At 41.8% G+C, this 20,586-nt stretch carries 13 protein-coding genes; 10 read left to right on the top strand and 3 right to left on the bottom strand.

Features of this window, described 5'->3' with window-relative positions:
• Positions 1-7: 7 nt before the first annotated feature.
• The 5 genes from KTO63_RS10640 (at position 8) to KTO63_RS10660 (ending at position 7,571) form a co-directional block, all read left to right on the top strand.
• On the top strand, positions 8-3,169 hold the full coding sequence (locus KTO63_RS10640) for a SusC/RagA family TonB-linked outer membrane protein (protein ID WP_217791262.1): 3,162 nt from the start codon (positions 8-10) through the stop codon (positions 3,167-3,169).
• Between the two features lie 19 nt (positions 3,170-3,188).
• Entirely contained in the window at positions 3,189-4,619 is a 1,431-nt protein-coding gene (locus tag KTO63_RS10645; protein ID WP_217791263.1) for a RagB/SusD family nutrient uptake outer membrane protein, read from the top strand.
• A gap of 53 nt (positions 4,620-4,672) precedes the next feature.
• Positions 4,673-5,479, top strand: coding sequence for a thioredoxin family protein (locus KTO63_RS10650; protein ID WP_217791264.1), 807 nt, complete (start codon positions 4,673-4,675; stop codon positions 5,477-5,479).
• Between the two features lie 226 nt (positions 5,480-5,705).
• Complete coding sequence (locus KTO63_RS10655; protein WP_217791265.1) at positions 5,706-6,872, top strand: TlpA family protein disulfide reductase; 1,167 nt, start codon at positions 5,706-5,708, stop codon at positions 6,870-6,872.
• A 195-nt stretch (positions 6,873-7,067) separates the two neighbouring features.
• The gene (locus KTO63_RS10660; RefSeq protein ID WP_217791266.1) at positions 7,068-7,571 is read left to right on the top strand and encodes an SRPBCC family protein; all 504 of its coding nucleotides are present in this window, start codon (positions 7,068-7,070) and stop codon (positions 7,569-7,571) included.
• A 175-nt stretch (positions 7,572-7,746) separates the two neighbouring features.
• Here the strand turns inward: KTO63_RS10660 and KTO63_RS10665 are convergent, their stop codons facing one another.
• Positions 7,747-9,594: a glycoside hydrolase family 13 protein gene (locus KTO63_RS10665; RefSeq protein WP_217791267.1), complete on the bottom strand. Its 1,848-nt coding sequence runs from the start codon at positions 9,592-9,594 to the stop codon at positions 7,747-7,749.
• A gap of 139 nt (positions 9,595-9,733) precedes the next feature.
• Here KTO63_RS10665 and KTO63_RS10670 point away from each other — a divergent pair, with 139 nt between their 5' ends.
• On the top strand, positions 9,734-10,615 hold the full coding sequence (locus KTO63_RS10670) for a hypothetical protein (protein WP_217791268.1): 882 nt from the start codon (positions 9,734-9,736) through the stop codon (positions 10,613-10,615).
• A 2-nt stretch (positions 10,616-10,617) separates the two neighbouring features.
• On the opposite strand, the gene KTO63_RS10675 is transcribed toward KTO63_RS10670, so the two are convergent.
• Positions 10,618-11,061, bottom strand: coding sequence for a YqgE/AlgH family protein (locus tag KTO63_RS10675; protein ID WP_217791269.1), 444 nt, complete (start codon positions 11,059-11,061; stop codon positions 10,618-10,620).
• A gap of 102 nt (positions 11,062-11,163) precedes the next feature.
• Positions 11,164-12,309: an acyltransferase family protein gene (locus tag KTO63_RS10680; protein WP_217791270.1), complete on the bottom strand. Its 1,146-nt coding sequence runs from the start codon at positions 12,307-12,309 to the stop codon at positions 11,164-11,166.
• 605 nt (positions 12,310-12,914) lie between these two features.
• Here KTO63_RS10680 and KTO63_RS10685 point away from each other — a divergent pair.
• The 4 genes from KTO63_RS10685 to KTO63_RS26445 all read left to right on the top strand — a co-directional run bounded on the left by KTO63_RS10685 (position 12,915) and on the right by KTO63_RS26445 (position 20,461).
• On the top strand, positions 12,915-15,995 hold the full coding sequence (locus KTO63_RS10685) for a SusC/RagA family TonB-linked outer membrane protein (RefSeq protein WP_217791271.1): 3,081 nt from the start codon (positions 12,915-12,917) through the stop codon (positions 15,993-15,995).
• Positions 15,996-16,130: 135 nt separating this feature from the next.
• Positions 16,131-17,774, top strand: coding sequence for a RagB/SusD family nutrient uptake outer membrane protein (locus tag KTO63_RS10690; protein ID WP_217791272.1), 1,644 nt, complete (start codon positions 16,131-16,133; stop codon positions 17,772-17,774).
• Between the two features lie 306 nt (positions 17,775-18,080).
• Positions 18,081-18,830 (top strand): rhamnogalacturonan acetylesterase, encoded by a 750-nt coding sequence (locus KTO63_RS10695; RefSeq protein ID WP_217791273.1) that lies wholly within the window; start codon positions 18,081-18,083, stop codon positions 18,828-18,830.
• A 5-nt stretch (positions 18,831-18,835) separates the two neighbouring features.
• Positions 18,836-20,461: a glycoside hydrolase family 43 protein gene (locus tag KTO63_RS26445; RefSeq protein ID WP_317195755.1), complete on the top strand. Its 1,626-nt coding sequence runs from the start codon at positions 18,836-18,838 to the stop codon at positions 20,459-20,461.
• Positions 20,462-20,586 lie beyond the last annotated feature (125 nt).

A 20,586-nucleotide genomic window follows, 5' to 3' on the forward strand; every position in this document is an offset into this window, starting at 1 on the left:
ACCCGGTATGGCTTTAGGTAAACACATTTGTAAACATATTGTATGCCTCGTTGCAATGTCATGCATAAGCATCATGTTGCACGCACAGGATACAAAGTCTTCTACCCGCAAGGTGGAGGGGACTGTTAACTCTGAAAAAGATGGCACGGTTATTCCCGGCGCCTCCATCAGGGTAAAGGGTTCCAAGAAGGGCACAACAAGCGATGAAAACGGTAAGTTTCATTTGGTCGTACAACCCGGAGATACACTTGTTGTAACAGCCGTTGGTTTTGCAAAACTTGAAGCAGCATGCAACAAGGACGCCTTCCATGCACTCAGGCTTTTGTCTGCCAGCAGGGACATGAATGAAATTGTAGTGGTGGGTTATGGTAACGAAAGAAAAAGAAACATCACCGGCTCCATTACTTCCATCAGTGGTGCTGAGTTAAACAAAGCGGCAGACATTTCTTTTGATAACGCTATCACTGGTAAAGCTGCTGGTGTAAATGTGTTGTCAAGCTCAGGTGTGCCCGGCTCTGCGACAGCCATTACCATTCGTGGTTTAAGTACATTGAATCCTGATGGCAACCAACCATTGATCGTTATTGACGGTATGCCCGTTTACGGTTCCGGCAAGAATACGAACACGAGCAGTTTTAGAAATGCGACAACAGCTACTGCAAGTTTCGGTGGTGTGAATGTGAGCAACAATCTTACACCGGAGCAATCATTTGAAAACAATCCGCTCGCTTCTCTGAACCCCGCGGATATTGAATCAATTGAAATTTTGAAAGATGCGTATGCCACGTCAATATATGGTTCACGTGGATCAGCAGGTGTAATTCTGATCACTACTAAGAAAGGCAATAAAGGAAAAACATCTTTTAATGTTCGCTATGCTGCGGGTGCCGTTCAACCAATAGGCAAATATTCATTGCTCAATGGTCCGCAATACAACGACATTTATACAACTTACTACAAAGAGTTAGGAGCAAACAAAATTTTCAATTCGCCCTACAATACCAATTGGCAGGATGAAGTAACACGCACTGCCTTTACACAACAGGCAGATGTGTCAATGGCCGGAGGAACTGATAAGGCGCAATTCTTTATCAGTGGGTCATACACAGATCAACCGAGTTATGTGATCAATAACGATTACAAAAGATATACAGGAAGGGTAAATGTAAACTACCAGGCATCGAAAGCAATATCGTTGGGCGTGAACATGTCGATGAATTATTCTGCTAACTCATCCATGAATGCCCCTGCCATTTATCGCGCTGCTATTACAAAGGCGCCAAATCTTCCAATCAAAGATTCTACCGGAAATTATTACTACGGCATTGGCACCAATCCTTACGGTAAACCGGATGCGAATCCTGTGGCAGATGCGAATTTGAATACGAACACATTGAACGTTTCTGATGCATTGGGAAATATCTTTTTGCAATACAAACCTTACTCGTGGCTTAGTCTGCGTTCTGAATTTGGTACGCAGTTTACCAGCTCCAATGCCTACACAAGAAGAGTGAAGCTGCCAAGTGGATTTGGCGATGATGCCGTGCAAAGCACTGCAAACAACCGGAAGATAGTTGTGAACAACACCATCAACTTTCTTAAAACCTTCAATGGCAAGCACTACATCAATGCGATCGTGGGCCAAAGCTATGAGCAGTCAAATGAATCAACTACAGGCATTGGCGGTTACGGTTTTTTCAATGACAACATTAAGAGCATAACTGCGGCGAATCGCAGATACGTATCTTCTGCGTTGAATCAGAAATGGGCGCTGGTATCATATTTTGCCCGGGCCAATTATGAGTTCGAGAATAAATACCTGGCAGGTATTACTTATAGAATAGACGGCTCATCAAGGTTTGCAAGCAACAACAGGTATGTTGGATTTCCTTCCTTCTCTGCCGGTTGGCGTATATCGCAGGAGTCTTTTCTTAAAGATGTAAAATGGATCACCGATCTTAAAGTACGTGGAAGCCTTGGCTATTCAGGCAACAACAGCACGACATCTTATTATGGAAGCCAGGGTCAATACGTGATCAACAGCGATAACATTACATATGCGGGCACGCCTATTTTGCAAATGGCACAACCAGATAATCCTAATCTTAAATGGGAGAGAACGAGATCGGTTGATATTGGTTTGGATGCGACTTTGTTTGACAGCCGCTTAACCGTTGTGTTTGATTATTATCAGCGCCGCATTAAAGATATGATCCTGAGCTCTGCTATTCCTTTGTACCAGGGCTGGACATCGCAACCGCAGAACATTGGAGATATGATGAACAAAGGCTTGGAGTTAACGATCACCAGCGATGTTATGAGAAGAAAGAATTTTTCATGGGCACTTAATTTCAATATTTCACGCAACACCAATAAAATTGTTAAGCTCAATTTTGGCGGTGAGGAAGTGGGCCTTGCAAATGATGCCTACAAGTATATGAAAGAAGGAGAGCCTGCTGCCCAATTCTTTTTGTACACATGGCAGGGCGTAGATCCAATGACGGGTAACCCGCTGTGGAACGATAATAAAGGCGGCGTTTCTACCATACCACCAGCTTCGTTGTTTGCAGTAGTAGATGATGTAAATGATTTCAGAAAACCATACGGAACCAGTTTGCGTGACTTCTTTGGTGGTTTGGGAAACACTTTTACCTACAAGAATTGGGAGCTGAATGCATTTCTTTCTTTCTCTTATGGAGGAAAAATGATCAACGGTGCAAAGGCAACATTGCTTACTTACGCTACTGCGGATGCTGCGAATTTGGGAACGGATATTCTTGATCATTGGTTGGTGCCCGGCCACACAACGGCCATTCCAAAACTGGCAAATGCGTCTATAACAACCTCGCCGGGATCTGCATCAAGCACATCAGATTTTACCACGAGCAGGACGATAAGCCGTTTTCTGGAAGATGCATCATACCTGCGTTTGCGTACATTGTCGCTTGCGTATAACGTACGAACTGACAAGCTGATGCGTGCCACCAAAAATACAGTGCGAACCATACAAATATTTGCGAGAGCGAGCAACCTGTTTACACTAACAAAGTACACAGGCTTAGATCCTGAAGTAAATGCATTTGGTTCATCAGCACTGCAATCGGGTTATGATGAAATAACAATGCCGCAAAACAAAATGTACCAGCTTGGTTTCAATGTTGGATTGTAGATTTTAAAGAGAAGTAACCATGACAAAAAAAATATTTCCCTTACTGTTTTTTATCGCAGCAATGTCAATAATTGCCTGCAATAAAAAGCTTGACATATCACCAGAGAATACATTGGTGGATAAGGATGTGTTTGCTACGGCAACCGGTGCAGAGCAGGCTTTGATGGAAGGCTACTATAATCTGTTTGGCTCTGCCACGCAATACATTGCTTATACGTTCGGCGACTTTACCACAACCACGATGAATCATGCCATTAACTACGATGCGTACGTAACTGGCACGGCATTGCCCACCGATTATAGCGTGGTTGGAATGTGGACGGAGTATTTTCAAACTGTCAACATTGCGAATAACGTGATTGATAAGATCCCGCGCTTCGGTCAGTTTGAACAGGCAAAAGAAGATCAGTATATAGCAGAGGCAAAATTCATTCGTGCCTATGCCTATCTTGAATTGCTGAAACTATATGGAGATGGCGCTTTAACGGGTAAAATGGATGGTCTTGGATTGCCATTACAATTAACGCCGTTCCAGGGTTATAAAACAGGACAAGTAATTCCTCGCTCTACTAACGGCGATATTTACAACAGTATTATTAAAGACCTTACGGAGGCTGCCGCTATACTACCTGAGAAACAAGCTAATGATCTCAACACAAGATCACGTGCTACAAAGGGCGGCGCCAACGCCCTGCTTGCAAGATGCTATTTGTACATGGGAAAGTTCAAAGAAGCGGGGGATGCAGCGAAGGCTGTGCTGGATGAAACCGGCACTTATTCGATCGTTAATAATCTTTTGCAATTGTTTCCTGAAAATGCTGCCGGAACGACACAGAATCTTACAACGGAACACATACTCGCTTTTCCTGTGAGCCAGATGATAGGCACAACTACTTCGGTAAGTAATAATGTTGGTTCCACTTATTACTACAAACGAGCATTCTGGATCAATAAAAATTTCATGAATGAATTTGAAAGTGGCGACTTGCGTGTGAGTCAGTTGATGTTCAAAGGAGACCAGATATACAACACTGATCGGCTGAATGATTACACAACATTCAAATTCAACAATCAGAATAGCAGAGACAATGTTCCAGTGATACGATTGGCAGAAATAATGCTGATTCGTGCAGAGGCATTGGCAAGAACACAAGGTGTAAATGTTGAAGCAATAACATTGCTCAACAATATAAGAAGCCGTTCTCTGCCAAATGCTACACCCTTTAACAGTGCTGATTTTTCGGATGCCAATGCATTGATTGAAAAAATATTGCAGCAACGGAAATTTGAACTGGCTTTCGAAGGTTTCTATCGCTACGATTTGATGCGCACAGGAAAACCTTTGCAGTTACCTGACTTGCCTGACGCGAAAAAAGTATTGCCAATACCACAAAGTGAAATTGATATTTCTAATGGTCTTATAAAACAAAATACAGGATACGCTCCGTAGTTGCTCTTTACTCTTAACAATTTGATTCCATTTAAAAACAAAAAATGAAGTGTATGAAATTTTTTGATCGGGCCCTTATGCTCGCAGGTTTGATATTTGTGTCTGCGAATAGCTTGTTTGCTCAGGACTCTGTTCGTTTTCAAAACATAAGTTTTGATGAAGCTGTAGCAAAAGCGAAAAAATATAACAAAGTTGTTTTCGTTGACGTTCAAATGGCAACGCCCAGGCCGGATAATTTGCAGGCAGACAAAGATGTTTTTACAACAGATTCGGTTGTTCGTTATTTCAACGATCACTGCATCAGCATTAAGATGAACATGACAACTGAAGAAGGTAAAAAGTTTGCACCACATTTGGCTATGCTTATGTATCCGGCTTATGTTTTTTATGCTGGAAACGGCGATCAGTTGGACTTTACGAATGCAGGTAGTGTAGTAAAAGATCCTGGTATATTGATGACTAAAGCACGCAGTTCAATGGCTGTGGCAAAAGTTAAAAATGATAACAAACGATCCATCACATTTACTGAAAGTAACTGGGCCGCTGTACTGGCACAGGCAAAAAAAGAGCATAAACTCGTATTTGTCGATGCTTATACGCAATGGTGCAGACCTTGCATCATGATGGCGAAAGATGTATTTACACTGGATATAGTAGCAGATTTCTACAATAAAAACTTCATCAATGTGAGCCTCGACATGGAAAAAGGCGAAGGCCCGGCACTTGCAAAAAAGTATAGCGTGAATGCTTACCCATCTTTCCTCTACATCAATGGCGATGGCAAACTGGTATCCCGCGATGGTGGCTACCAGGAAGCGGATAAGTTTATTGACGCGGGGAAGAAAGCTATTGGTAATTAATAATTAATAATTAATAGGTGTAGCTGAGTTAGCTCTTAGTGATAGTGTAGTTAAAGGAATCTCTTAGTGAAACTTAGTGTCCTTTGTGTCTTAGTGGTAAAGAAAGCCTAGAAGAAATCGCGTTTAAGCTGCAGTAGTGATTGTCAGTGAGATACAAATCCCGCTGCGGAACTTGCTTTGCCTCAATGTTTCAATAAATACAAATTTAAAGTTCAAAATAAACAAAATGAAAAAGCTCTTAGTGGTTGCTGGTGCGTTGCTTGCCATCAGCGCGTTACAGGCGCAAAAGAAAGTTGCGAAGAAGTACATTATTATTAAAGGAAAAGTTCAGTTTACAAACCCGGCTCCTCAGACTCATTTAAACAAAGTATGGCTGACCAAAAGCAAAGGTTGGGATAAAATAACATACGACTCTGCAGATGTCGCAGCTGATGGAACCTGGCAGTTGAAAGTAGATGCGACCGTGCCAAGTATATATACTGTTGACATCATCAAATGGGATAGGGTAACGGTGTATACAGATTCATCGATGACGATCAACTGCAGAGGGTATGATACTGCAAAAATTAAAGTCAAAAATCCTCCGTACATTTTTGTAGAAGGTTCGGCAGACAACAATTTCATCAATCTTGTTGATCACATTGTTTACCGCAATTATCAATCAATGATTGCAGATAGCAAAGAAATGTATTACGCAGATAAAGCGGGAGACTCTGCGTGGTCGGGTTATCTTAAAAACAAAGATCCTTATAAGGTACTCAGCGAGGATTTTAAAGACAGAATAAAAGTGTTGATACATGCCTACCGTAATCGCCCTGTGGTAGTGTATGGACTTGGCATGTTGAACTGGGAAAAAGACCAGGACATTATCATGCCCATTCTTGCTGATTTAAATAAACGTTACCCATGGTTCAAAGATGGCGCACAGATGAAGGCAGACATGGAAGATAAAATGGCTAAAGCAAATTCGCTTAAACCTGGAATGCCTGTTCCGGCGATTTCTTACCCTGATAATAATGGTGTAATGCAGGGACTTGAACAATATAAAGGAAAGTATGTGCTGATAGATTTCTGGGCAAGCTGGTGCGGTCCGTGCAGACAGGCAATTCCGAAAGTGAAGGAGTTGTATGAAAAATACAAAGACAAAGGCCTTGATATTGTGAGTGTTTCAATAGATGACAGTAAAAAGGCGTGGGCGAAAGCCATGGAGGAAGAAGGCATGCCATGGAAGCAATTGTTAAGTCCTGATAAGAATGCAACGATGAAGAACTTTCTTTTCTCGGGTATTCCAACCATATACCTGATTGACAAACAGGGTAAAATTGTAAGCAAATACACTGGTTTTTCAGCTGATTCAGCAAAAGAAATCGAGAAGGTTTTGCAGGGTAGTTGAGAATTGAAAATTGAAAGTTGATAATTGAAAATGGCAGGGGCGAATTGCATTCGCCCTAAACGTAACATGATTCGGGACTTCGTAGAGACGCGTTGAACGCGTCTCCCGTACGACCGACGTGCCGTTACATTCACGTTGTTGTGATCGGTTCATTGTAATTGCGCTTTCGCCAACGGAAATAAAAACTTAATTCTAATGAAGTATAAATATTTGTTGATAGTGTTTTTTTGCGTAGCTACCAATGCTTCTTCGTTTGCGCAGATGCAATCGGCGCAAAAACAGACCTGGGATTTTGATACGACTGTTAAATTCAATAAACCTGTTCCCGCGTTGTGGGATGCTATTAAAGACCCTGCGAAATGGGCGACGATAAGCAATGGTTACATTACCTCCATCGATGCAAAAGGGGAAACGCAGAATTTGAAAAGAGAGATCACTTTTGCCGATGGCAGCAAAAGAAAAGATGAAGTGACGCAATATCAGCCAGAGTACAAATTCATCGTGCTAAAGATTACCGATCCGGTTCCTGCATCTATAACGGAGAACACGCTTGCGGTTCATGCGGCAACGGAAGGAGAGGGCGTTTCAAGCCTGCACATTTTCTTCAGAGCAGAAGGTGATGAAGCACAAAAGGCAATTTTAATAAGCACATTAAGGAAGGAGATCGAGCACTATATGGAGGGTTTGCAGAAAATGTAATGGTGTTTTTGGCACACGGATGGCACGGATTAGACGGATTTACACGGATAATTGTTGAATAATTGAATAACAGCATAATTGAGAATCAAGATGAAACTTACTCTCCTCAATTTCAATCATTCACCTTGAAAAATCCGTGTAAATCCGTCTAATCCGTGTCATCCGTGTGCCAATCCTATTCTATTTCCAAAATCATCGCCGTCTTTGCTTTTACTTCCAGGGTATTGTCAACAGAGATGGGTTCGTCCGTGACGATATCTTTCGCTTTGAATGTAGCCGGAATCATTTCTTCGTAGCGTTTCAAATCAAGAACAACAGTCTCTTTGTTTTTATTCAGAACTACCATCACCTTTTTGTTCCCTGTATAGCGAAAGTAAACGTACACGTCATTTTTTTGCGGAGCATAATGTTTGAATTTGCCGTTGGCAACTGCAGTACATGTTTTGCGCCAATTCAATAGTTTGGAAAAATATTGCTGAGCGTCTTTTTCTTCGCTTGTAAGTCCCGCACCTGTTTTTGCGTCCTTTGTATCAGATATCCAGCCTCCGTAAAAATCTCCGCGTCTTTGACCGTCGCTGCCCGGTCTTTCGTTCGTCATTAAAACTTCAGTTCCATATAAAAACTCTGGGATGCCGCGCATCGTCATATACATGGCAATGCCTAATTTCCAGTTAGCGAAATTCTTATTCAGCCGGGAATAAAATCTGTCAACGTCGTGGTTGTCGGGAAAGATCAGAATGTTGTCAGGGTGCGGAAACAAATAATCCTGCGCAATACTTTGATAAGTATCTCTCCATGTAGAAAACCATTCATTACTTGAGTTAAAGGAGGAGATGATGTTGTCGTTTAATGAAAAGTCCATCAAGGCCGGTAAATAGCATTGATAACCGTCCGAATTTGCTTTATCTTTTTGCCAGTATGAAGTCATGTACACCTGCTTTGTCATTTCTTCGCCGGTCATGTTCATGTTGGGATATTCATCAAGAATTGCTTTTGACCATGTTGCCAGAAAATCTTTATCGCTATAGGACCAAGTATCTTCCCTAAGTCCAGAAATGCCTGCATATTCGATCCACCAGATGGTGTTTTGTATCAGGTATTTTGCCATCAGTGGATTTCGTTGATTAAGATCCGGCATGTGATCATCGAACCAGCCGTCTGTATATTCCTGCTTGTCAATTTCAGTGGCATAAGGATCGGTGATGGTCGTTTTCAAATGATTCGTGCGTGTTCTTGAGTCAGGATAATGTATCCAATCTTTTAAAGGCAGATCCTTGATAAAATAATATTGATTGCCGCAATGATTTAACACCACATCCCAAATAACACCTATGCCTCTTTTATTGGCTTCCTTTACCATTAGTTTGAACTGTTCGTTAGTGCCAAAACGTGCATCGATTTTGTAAAAATCCGTCGCTGCATAGCCATGATAGGAGTAAAGAGGTTGGTCATTTTCTATCAGAGGCGTATTCCAGATTTGCGTAAAGCCGAGTGATTTAATGTAATCCAAATGATTGATGATTCCCTGGATGTCGCCGCCATGTCGTTTGTTTTCATCATTTCTGTCCACCGTATTTTCATTCATGTATGAAATGACATCGTTCTTTGCATCTCCGTTTGAAAATCTGTCCGGAACAATAAGAAAGATTGCGTCTTTAGGTGTAAAGCTCGGTCTGTTGGCGCTGCCGTTTTCGCGTTTCAATAATGGAAATGATTTTGATAAAACCGTTTTGCTGTTTTTGGAAAAGTTGATTTGTATGTTCCCCGCTTTTGCGTTTGGGCCAATTTTTATCGTAACAAATAAATAGTTCTTGTTTTCAACTTTTTCCGTGTTTACTAATTCAACATCGTTGTAGATAAAAGAGGGCGTCAGTTCTGCAATGCTGTTTCCATATACGAGAATAGTAACGGTATTGTATTTCATGCCTGTCCACCAATTCGAGGGTTCTATACGGGTTATCTGCTGGCAAAAAATAGCGAAAGGCAATAATGCCATGATGAATAATATCGATAGTTTTCTCATGCGGAGCTTGTGTTGTGTGATGACTAACTGAAGTTGAACTTAGAAATTTTTTGCTGGAAAAGGAAATTTGAATTCTCGATACTCGGAGACTCGTACACATTGTTAGGGAAGTTGCTATCTTCAATGCATAAAGAAACAAATGGAATCGAGACTCATTTACGAAGCAAATAAAAAGTCAATAGGCAAAGTTGAGTGGATTGAACATGCGGGGGGCGAATGGGCCTATTGTGGAGTAAAGGAAGATTTTAGACGTGAACTTGTAGAAGCTGAACTTAGTAGTTTTTTTAATCAGGATGTTTTTTATTTTTCAAAAACACGGAAAGATTCTTTTACCCGTATGAAGCAGGAGCTGATGCTTCATATTGAAGAGATGATTGGAGTAAACGAATTTTGTATTTGGAACGACGAATTTAAAAGGGTGATGGAGTTTAATAAGATCGGTACGTTTCGTAAAGGAGAGTTCAGTAAAAGTGTAATGTCATCGCCAAAATATAGTTACCTGAAACCCGGTTCGCCTGACAAAGTAAAAGGTAAGCTGGTGAAGTACAGAAAAGGAGATTGCTTAAGCATTCATTGCGGCGGCGGGAAATATCTGGCGGTTTTTATTTCTGAAAAATTCAATAGGTTCTACGATCTTACACTGTTCGATTATCTGGAAGACCGGAAACCGACGATAGAAGATCTTGTGAGTGGCTGCTATTTTGGCCGGTATGGTGATTCTACGGAAGGCATATTTCCATGTGTCGAAAAATTGATGATGGATTGTCTCGAAGTTGACGCAAGTGAAGATGTTGAAAGAATTGCGCATTTTGAAATAACTGAATCGCTTCAGGTAGGTTCCTATGGGGGGAGAGAAAGCTTTGCAAAGCTTTTAGAGCATTATAATTTAAGCATAGACAATCGAAGAACGAATACAGAAAACTTCAATAAACGGCCAGACGTGTTTTTCATTGGTGACAGGTTAATGAAGTTCAAGGAGATAATTAAAAGCGAAGATGGATTGGCAGACAAAGTCCCATAAAGCTATGCAAACAACCTTTTCATCTCTGCACGCACCCAGCCTCCTTCCGCAAGTTCAGCCTCAAGGTCATTTGCATCCCAACCACAGTAGCCGATGAAAATTTTGATTTCTTTTCCTGTGATAGTTCGATCATTGATGAGTTGCACAGCAGTTTTGAAATCTCCACCGAGGTAAGTATTATCAGAGATGAGGGTACCGTCTTTTATTAAGTCCGGTCGTTGATGGATGAAGAAAAGATGTTCGCGGTCCACAGGGCCGCCATCATGCAGAGGGAAGGGAATAACGTGTTTGAATTCTTCCAGCTCATTGAGTTTTCGATCAAATAATTTGTTGATCACAAAACCCATGGCACCTTTTTCGTTATGCTCCGTGATGAGTATAGAAACATCTTCGAAAATGGTATCATCAAGAAGAGATGTGCTTTGTAAAATGGTGCCTGCGTTCATGGGAACAAAGCTAGTTTAATTTGGAATGCTTAATGCTAAACGCCTAACGCTTAACGCAAGCGAGCCTGCGTTAAGCGTTAGGCGTTTAGCATTAAGCTCTTGCTATTTCGCTTCTACCTCACTTTCATGTTTGACTTTAACCGGCGCTTTGGCTCGCTTGTTCAACCATGCCCTAACAGGCTCGTCGTACCATTTTAAGCAAGCGTAAGCAATCGCGACTGCAGCAATGAACACCAATATTGTAATTGGGTATGCCTCTTTCAAGGGTATTTTTTTATCGAAAACCCACGCCGTGTAAGTGTAAATAAGCGGATAGTGAGTAATGTAAATTGGGTAAGAAATGTCGCCCAGGAACTTGCATATTTTCTTTCCCACAGCGCTTTGTATTTCTCCACTTGCACCTAAGAAAATGATAAGTGGGAAAATCAAAACAATGCTTAACGAATCGTACAGGCCATTCATCCACAAGTTTTCAGTGGTGCCAATTCTTGGAGCCGCGAGAACAATAATGGTCAGGAGGCTGCTCCACACAAATGCATTTTTTATATTGCGCAGTTTGGCAATCCTAAACAATAGCAAGCCACCAAAGAACGGAAACATCACTCTGCAAAAGCCAATACGCATTTGCTCAGCATTCAGCGACCAGCCGCCGATAACGTCACCCTGGTTTACCGCAAGGTGTATCAACGCTCCCGCAGATAAAATGACAAGTATAGAAAGCACAGTCTTTGACAGCTTTCTTGCGACAAGCGCATAAAAGATATTGACCACATATTCATAGAACAATGACCAGGCTGGGCCATTGAGTGGGTATGTTTCTGCCCAACCGCGGATATCCATAGAAGGAGGGATGGGTAACATTGTGCAACCTATCACCATTATAAGCAGCATTTGCCATACCGGTGTTTGTCCTATTATAGGAAATACGCCAGACGACTGAAAATAATAACAAACCGCGCCGATGATTGATCCCATGACAACCATTGGTTGCAGCCTTATAAGTCGGCGTTTGAAAAAATTGCCAATTGTCATTTTGCCCCATCTGTCGTCATAGGCATATCCTATAACAAAGCCTGAAAGCAAAAAGAAAAAATCTACGGCAAGGTAGCCGTGGTTAATGATCTGATCCTGGTGACTGGTGGCGTGCGCTTCGCAAAGGTGAAAAGCAACTACCATCAGTGCCGCAACACCGCGTAAGCCATCCAGTATGGCATAGTGCGGTTTCGTAGATAATGAATTCGTCTTCATGTCGTCAAAAGTAATGTTGGGTTGAGCTAATGGGCTGCAAAATAGCATTTAGTGATGAGTTGAGAGTGATGAGTTTTGAGTAGGGAATGAAGAATATTGAGTGGTGAAAGATAAGAGCCGTAAGCTCTGAAGTATAAACAATTGACTGTGCACGGAATAAGTAAACTTCTGGTGCACCGAATTCATACCTGTTGGCTTTGCCAGCGGAAGGGCCAGCCTTTGTGTTAAGCCAACAGGCGAAGGAATTGTAAGCCTGTTCGGGGTGCCAACTCACAACTTAAAACTCACAACTCACCACTTTTCTCGGGAACGTTTGCGTACAAATATATCGCTCATCACTTAGTGCAAAGATTTGATTTTGGTATTTTTAGCTGCGGATCAAATAACGTTTGCCAAATGAAAATTTCTTCATCAGACCTAGGTCGTCGACTTAGCCGTCATAACCTTTGCAATGAAATAAATTCCAGCCAAAGTACACTGGGATTATTATTTCTCCTCCGTCCCCGTTTGTCTTCCGTCGTTTTTTCCAATTCTGTTTTGATGAGATAAGAGAACTCTACAAATTGACTTAAGCGTTTTAAATACATACCACAACAATTACTATTATGAAACCATTACTAACGATTGCCCGGGAGCATTTGTGTAATACAAATCCTCTCCTAAGAAAAGGCGCCATCTTGTTGGCTGCATGCGTGCCTTTGGTGTCATTGGCTTCGCCATCCATTGAATTGAGGCGGCATTTGAATGCTGTCGTAACAAATTTAGATTCAAATCATCCACTGGGTATTATTACGGGTAAAGTAACTGACGACAAAGGCGAGGCGCTCGCTAACGTTTCTGTTATGGTAAAAGGCCAGAAAAAAGGTGTTTCCACCAATTTGCAAGGCTTGTATTCCATCAATGCAGAAAACAATTCAGTGCTTGTTTTTTCATTTATTGGTTATGATGCGCAGGAAGTAGTGGTTGGTGGCAGAGCCACCATCAATGTGTCACTCGCCACTAACAAGAAAGAATTGGAACAAGTGGTGGTAGTGGGTTACGGACAGGTGAGGAAAAAAGATCTTACCGGTGCCGTAGTCTCTATCAAGGGTGATGAAGTTAAAAAAGTGGCCGGCAACAACGTGATGGAAAGTGTGCAGGGTAAAATGCCGGGTGTTGATATCGTAAGGACAAGCGGTGCTGCAGGTGCGGGCGTGAACATCACTGTTCGCGGTAACCGTTCGATTCAAGCGCAGAACAATCCATTGTTTATTGTAGATGGTATTCAATATTCCAGTTACCAGGATATCAATCCCAATGACATACAGTCAATGGAGGTTTTAAAGGATGCATCTTCAACCGCCATTTTTGGTGCAAAGGGTGCAAACGGTGTTATCATCATCAGTACTAAAAGAGGTACCAGCGGAAAGCCTCGTATTAGTGCGGGCGCATATTACGGGCAAAGCAAAGTGGCCGGTTATCCTAAACCAATGACAGGCCCGGAATTCGCTGATCTTAAACGCCAGGCGTACCGCACAGCAGGTATATGGAAATCACCTGCTGATGACTCGCTTGTGTTTACAAGTGCATCAGAACTGGCGGCTGTAAGAAACGGCGTATCTACATACTGGCCAGGATATTTGATACACAATGGTTCCCAACAGGACTATAACATTGGCGTTGCCGGTGGCAGCGAGAGAACAAAAGTGTACTTCTCTGTTGACTACTTGAGAGAAACAGGTATTCTTTCCAACGACTATAACAACAGATACGCAGTTCGCCTGAACATTGAACAAATGCTGGCGAAAACATTTAAAGTAGGACTGGAAAGCCAGTTGACCTACTATAAAGGAAACTCAAGGCAAGATGGTGTACTAACAGTTGCAAACAAAGTATTGCCATACTACACACCATATAATGACGATGGAACGCTGGCAAAATATCCCGGCAATGGTGCGCAATTCAATCCATTGATGGAAGAGGTACCTGGTGCATACATTAACGAAACCAATACCACACGCATTCTTTCAACAGCGTACGCAGAATGGAAACCGCTGCAGGGGCTTACTATCCGTTCAAATTTGGGTATTACCAACAATAACTCACGCAACGGATTCTTTGAAAGTGCCAATACCATTGATCGTGCATTGTCTTCCGGTTCTTTATCAAGAGTTTCAAATGCATTGGGCACAGATCTTATCTGGGAGAACATTATTACTTATCAGAAAAAAATCAATAAACACAATTTTGAACTTACAGGCGTAACCAGCTATATTGCTAACAAGCTGGATAGTTCAAGGGCAGAGGGAACAGGGCAATTGCTTCCCAGCCAGTCTTATTACGCTTTGCAGAACAATCCGGCCAATCTTCTCGTCTCAAGCAGTTACGTTGGTAGTAATTTAATTTCCGGTGCATTTCGTTTGAACTACAGCTATGCAGGAAAATATTTACTGACAGCAACTGTACGCGCAGACGGTTCTTCCATTTTGTCAGAAGGAAATAAATGGGCCTATTTCCCTTCTGTTGCTGCTGGCTGGCGCATAATTGATGAAGACTTCATGAAAGCTCAGCATATTTTCTCAGAACTTAAATTGAGAGCCAGTTATGGTGTGGCCGGCAACTATGCTGTGGCTCCATATGCAACGCAGAGTTTATTAGCGCTCATTCCTTATCAATACAACGATAAAAGTACACTTGCTTATGGCTTTAGTCCTCGCGCAGGAAATCCAAATTTGAAATGGGAGCTGACCAATACGCTTAATATTGGGCTTGATTATGGATTCTTTAAAAACAGGTTGCTGGGAACATTTGACTTCTATGATTCAAGAACACATGATCTTTTGTTAAACAGAACTTTGCCAACAACTTCAGGATATTCGCTTATCACACAGAATGTTGGTAAAACACGCAACACTGGTTTTGAAATTGGTTTGACTAGTGTGAACATTGAGAACAAAAATTTCTCATGGTCATCAACTTTAACTTTTACGCACAACAAAGAAAGAATTGTTGATCTGGTAGACGGACAAAGTGATATCGCGAACAGCCTTATTATTGGTTACCCGGTGAAATCATTTTGGGACTATGAAAAGATAGGTATTTGGCAAACATCAGAAGCTGCAGATGCTGCGAAGTACGGCTCCAATCCTGGTGATATTAAGGTGCGTGATCTTAGCGGTCCTAAGGGTGAACCCGATGGTAAGATTGATTTTAACTATGACAAAAAAGTTGTAGGATCTGCAGTGCCGAAATACACCTTTGGTTTTGGAAACGATTTGAAATACAAAGGCTTTGATTTTAATATTTTCATAGTTGCGAGAGTAGGACAAACATTTGTTTCTGACTACGCGAACAAATTCGAACCAAACGCAATTGAGAATGGCGCTGTTGTTGATTACTGGACACCAGAGAATGCAACAAACGACTACCCAAGACCAAACTCAAAAATATCCAGAGCTGCATTGCCATATGCAACAACACTTGGATACAAAGATGGTTCCTTCCTGAAGATAAGAAGTATGACTTTGGGTTACACACTACCAGCTACAGTTAGCAATAAAATGCATGTTAGCTCACTGCGTTTTTATGTAAGCGCGAAGAATTACTTCACAATGTCTAAAGTTAAAGACTACGATCCGGAAGGAAGCGGTTCATTCGAAAGACCGTTGACAAAACTGATTTTAGGAGGTTTGAATATTGATCTGTAAACCATTTAAGAAGTCAATTATGAAATGAGCATAATAACAATTTTGTCACTCAAGACGTGATTGTTCGTGCGAATTCCCTGCCCGACAAGGTCAGTCAGGCGGGCATCTGACCAAAATAAAATAAAAAATAAACAGATGAAAAAGAATCATCTATATATATACTTCGTTGCACTGACCGTTATCATTTCGGCGTGCAATAAAAAGCTGAACGAATACAACCCCAGCGGAATCACGCCTGCAAATATGTACACCAATGCCATCGGTTTTGAAACCCTGGTAAATGCTGCTTACAGTTACGACCGCTTTTGGTACGGAAAAGAAGAAGGCGTAAGTGTTTCTGAAATGGGCACCGACATCTGGACAAGCGGAAGTGGTGATGTGTATCCACAATTAACGCAATACCTCAATTTGCATTCGGTGGGTAGTAATACCGCGTCGCTTAGTTTGTTGTGGGATAATTTCTATGCGGCGATCAACTTGTGTAATACTGGTATTGCAGGTGTCAACGCGGTGACGGATTATACCGATGCACAGAAAAAAATGAGAGAAGGTGAATTGCGTTTTCTTCGTGCGTTTTATTATTGGCACATAGTAGAAACATGGGGCGGCGTAAACTTTACCACTGCACCAACTGTAGGTGTTGTAACAACCGCCAATCGCACTCCTGTTGATACTTTCTATCGCCAGATATTTACTGACCTGCAATTTGCTGTAGCTAACCTTCCGGCAACTACCAGCGATTATGGTCGGGTAACAATTCCAGCTGCCAAAGCATTTTTGGCAAGGATGTATCTGACCCGTGGTATGAATGCCGAGGCTGCTGCTCTGGCAAATGATGTGATAAAAAATTATGGATTTTCTTTGCTCAGCAACTACGTTGATTTGTGGAACATGGGCAACCTGAAAAACAAAGAAGTGATCTGGTCCGTTGACTATTCAACAAACTTAACACTTAATGATCTCGCAACTAATGCGTATCCACAAGGTCACTCGCGTGGTTCAAACAGCGACCACCTCTTGTATTTAATGGTGTACGACCAGGTGAACACTGCAGCATTGATTCGTGACATTCCTAATGGTCGTCCTTTCAACCGTTACATGCCAACCCTGGCTTACCTTAAAATGTTTAATAGAAATTTTGATTCACGTTACGAAGGCTCTTTCCAGTCGCTATGGAGAGCCAACAAAGCAGGTGGCGGATTTAAAGTGGGTGATACTGTGTGCTATGCCACTCCAGACACCGTAAAAGATATTGCATCAAAAAAATATAAAGTGTACGATGTTACGCAAGTGTACAAAGCCAATGGAGCATCATTGCAAAACAAGTTCTATGTTTCTCTTTCCAAGTTCAAAGATTCAACCCGTGCAAGCCTGGCGGAAGCTCAAAGTGCAAGAGATGTATTTGTAATTCGCCTGGCGGAAATGTACTTGGTTGCTGCAGAAGCAAAATACAAACAGGGCGATCTCGATTCAGCGGCTTATTTCCTAAATGTAGTAAGAAAGAGAGCTGCACTGCCGGGGCATACAAACGATATGGTGATTGCATCAGCCCAGGTAAATCTGGATTTTATTTTGGATGAAAGAGCAAGAGAACTTGGCGGCGAACAATTGCGTTGGTTCGATTTAAAACGCACTGGCAAATTGATTGACCGTGTAAGAACCATGAATCCGGATGCGGTGCCTGTATCGCCAGATGATACCTTGCGTCCTATACCGCAAAAGCAACTGAACGCGGTAACGAATAAAGGAGAGTTTACACAAAATAAAGGATACCAATAGGCAATTAATAATTAATAATTAATAATTAGTCACTGTGAGTTTAGTTTGATTTAATTGATTTGAGAAAACATTGGCAAGCTTGGTTTAATAAACCGAGCTTGTCGGTGTTTCCAACTTAATAAGTTTACAAATGAGACTATCAGTTTTTAAGAATTTAAAAAAATAGAACCGAAAAATAGAGTAAGTATGATACTTTTATCGTTGCACAATAATTCATCTGCATCATCTCTCGTTACCAGTAACAAGCAGGGAGCTGCACCCTTATTAATTTTTAATTATTAATTATTAATTCGAAATACTACAAGAATGAAAAAAAGTTTCGCTGTTCTCCTCATCGCGCTCGCCTCCTTCGCTCTTCCGCCTAAGAAAATCAAAATATGGTTGGTAGGAGATTCAACAATGTCTGATAAAAAAACAGAGGCTTATCCTGAAACAGGTTGGGGCATGCCGTTTAAATATTTTTTTGATTCTACAGTTGTCGTTGATAACCGTGCACAGAATGGCAGAAGCACAAAAACATTTATTTCTGAGGGAAGATGGCAGGCAGTTATGGATGGCTTGAATGAAGGCGATTACGTGTTCATACAATTCGGTCATAACGACGAAGTGCCCACAAAAGTAAATAGCTATGTGACGGAAGATGTTTTTAAAAGCAATCTTCAAAGATTTGTAAAGGAAGTAAGAAGTAAAAACGGCGTTCCTGTTTTATTGACACCTGTCGCGAGGCGAAAGTTTGACAACGCAGGAGTAGTGGAGGAAACGCATGAAAAATATGCAGCAGTGGTGCGCAATGTAGCAAAGGAGGAAAAAGTATTGTTCATAGATCTTGATGAGAAAAGCAAAGTACTATTGCAGCAATATGGAGTGGAAAATTCTAAATTGTTGTTTAATCAATTGCAGCCCGGCGAACATCCAAACTATCCTGAAGGCAAAGAAGACAACACTCACTTCAATGAGTTGGGTGCAAGAAAAATGGCGGAGCTGGTACTTGCAGAAATAAAGGAACAGAAATTCGATATTGCAAACAGAATAGTTCAAGGAAAAAACAAAAAGTAAAGGACGTGCGAAACAAGAAAATCATTGGTGCATTTTTAATTACTACATTTTTAACCACCATTCACGCAAACGCTCAGGTATCAAAAGTTTGGGTTTCAGACCAGGGAAACGGAACCTACAAAAATCCGGTGATCAATGCAGATTATTCAGATCCCGATGCGATTAGAGTAGGAGATGATTATTATCTCATTGCTTCAAGTTTTGACGCAGTACCGGGATTGCCGATACTTCATTCCAAAGATCTTGTGAACTGGACAATCCAGGGTTATGCGTTACTTCGCCAACCGCCGTTTGATCATTTCTCTACAACGCAACATGGCAATGGCGTTTGGGCGCCAGCCATCCGTTATCACAACAACGAGTTTTACATCTACTATCCGGATCCTGATTTTGGTATTTATGTAACGAAAGCAAAAAACATCAATGGTCCGTGGAGCGATCCTGTGTTGGTAGAAGCCGGCAAAGGTTTGATTGATCCATGTCCGCTTTGGGATGACAATGGAAAAGTCTATCTCGTGCATGCCTATGCTGGAAGTCGCGCAGGTATCAAAAGCATTGTTGTTGTAAAACAATTGAGCGTTGACGGAAGCAAAGTAATTGACGAAGGTAAACTTGTATATGATGGTCACGAAACCGATCCAACATTGGAAGGTCCGAAGTTTTATAAACGCAACGGCTACTACTACATCTTCGCACCAGCGGGTGGTGTAAGCACCGGGTGGCAATTGGTTTTACGGTCAAAAAATATTTATGGCCCGTATGAAAGAAAGGTTGTAATGGACCAGGGAAAATCTCCCGTCAACGGCCCGCACCAGGGTGCATGGGTAGATACAAAAACAGGTGAGCATTGGTTCCTGCATTTCCAGGATAAAGAAGCATATGGACGTGTCGTGCATCTGCAACCCATGACATGGAAAAACGATTGGCCCATTATCGGCGTTGACAATGACGCCGATGGCAAAGGCGAACCCGTTGTAACGTATAAGAAACCTAATGTTGGAAAAGTGTATCCAATCACGACACCTGCAGAAAGTGATGAGTTCAATGGAACAACGCTTGGTTTGCAATGGCAGTGGCAGGCAAATCCTAAAGCTACGTGGGCATTCATGAACACAGCAAAAGGAGCATTGCGTTTGTACGCATCGCAAATTCCTGATTCTGCAAAGAGTTATTGGGATGTCCCTAACGTGCTTCTTCAGAAATTTCCTGCGGAAAAATTTGTGGCCACCACGAAACTTACTTTCACAATAAATCCGAAAATAAAAGATGAAAGGGTAGGGCTGGTCATTATGGGACAAAGCTATGCCAGCATAGGATTGCGTTCTGCAAAGGATGGACTGAACATCGTCTATGCAACATGCCGTAACGCTGTTAACGGCGAACGTGAAACAGAAAAAGTGCTGGGAAGTTTATCCGGCAAAACAGTTTACTTCCGTGTAACGGTGAACGAAAAAGCGAAATGCGAATTCAGCTATAGCCTTGATGGTGAAAAATTCATCAGCACCAATGAAACATTCCAGGCAGAGCCCGGTAAATGGATCGGTGCGAAAATGGGATTGTTTTGCACACGTACAGTTGTGACGAATGATGCGGGATGGGCTGATGTGGATTGGTTTAGAATAACTGAGTAACCGAATAACTGAATAACCGAATAACTGAGTGACTGAATAGTCCGTCTGCAACAATCCCGTAAAACAAGACGGCGCCGCCATTGCGAGCCACTGCATTAAAAGTATGTTCAAGTAAGCAAAGGCGA

The organism is Pinibacter aurantiacus, assembly GCF_019130065.1.
Lineage (GTDB): Bacteria > Bacteroidota > Bacteroidia > Chitinophagales > Chitinophagaceae > Pinibacter > Pinibacter aurantiacus.

Excerpts from the sequence above, each read along its gene's own strand:
- KTO63_RS10640 (WP_217791262.1), top strand. The coding sequence starts at position 8 with ATGGCTTTAGGTAAACACATTTGTAAACATATTGTATGCCTCGTTGCA.
- KTO63_RS10645 (WP_217791263.1), top strand. The coding sequence starts at position 3,189 with ATGACAAAAAAAATATTTCCCTTACTGTTTTTTATCGCAGCAATGTCA.
- KTO63_RS10650 (WP_217791264.1), top strand. The coding sequence starts at position 4,673 with ATGAAATTTTTTGATCGGGCCCTTATGCTCGCAGGTTTGATATTTGTG.
- KTO63_RS10655 (WP_217791265.1), top strand. The coding sequence starts at position 5,706 with ATGAAAAAGCTCTTAGTGGTTGCTGGTGCGTTGCTTGCCATCAGCGCG.
- KTO63_RS10660 (WP_217791266.1), top strand. The coding sequence starts at position 7,068 with ATGAAGTATAAATATTTGTTGATAGTGTTTTTTTGCGTAGCTACCAAT.
- KTO63_RS10665 (WP_217791267.1), bottom strand. The coding sequence starts at position 9,594 with ATGAGAAAACTATCGATATTATTCATCATGGCATTATTGCCTTTCGCT.
- KTO63_RS10670 (WP_217791268.1), top strand. The coding sequence starts at position 9,734 with ATGGAATCGAGACTCATTTACGAAGCAAATAAAAAGTCAATAGGCAAA.
- KTO63_RS10675 (WP_217791269.1), bottom strand. The coding sequence starts at position 11,061 with ATGAACGCAGGCACCATTTTACAAAGCACATCTCTTCTTGATGATACC.
- KTO63_RS10680 (WP_217791270.1), bottom strand. The coding sequence starts at position 12,309 with ATGAAGACGAATTCATTATCTACGAAACCGCACTATGCCATACTGGAT.
- KTO63_RS10685 (WP_217791271.1), top strand. The coding sequence starts at position 12,915 with ATGAAACCATTACTAACGATTGCCCGGGAGCATTTGTGTAATACAAAT.
- KTO63_RS10690 (WP_217791272.1), top strand. The coding sequence starts at position 16,131 with ATGAAAAAGAATCATCTATATATATACTTCGTTGCACTGACCGTTATC.
- KTO63_RS10695 (WP_217791273.1), top strand. The coding sequence starts at position 18,081 with ATGAAAAAAAGTTTCGCTGTTCTCCTCATCGCGCTCGCCTCCTTCGCT.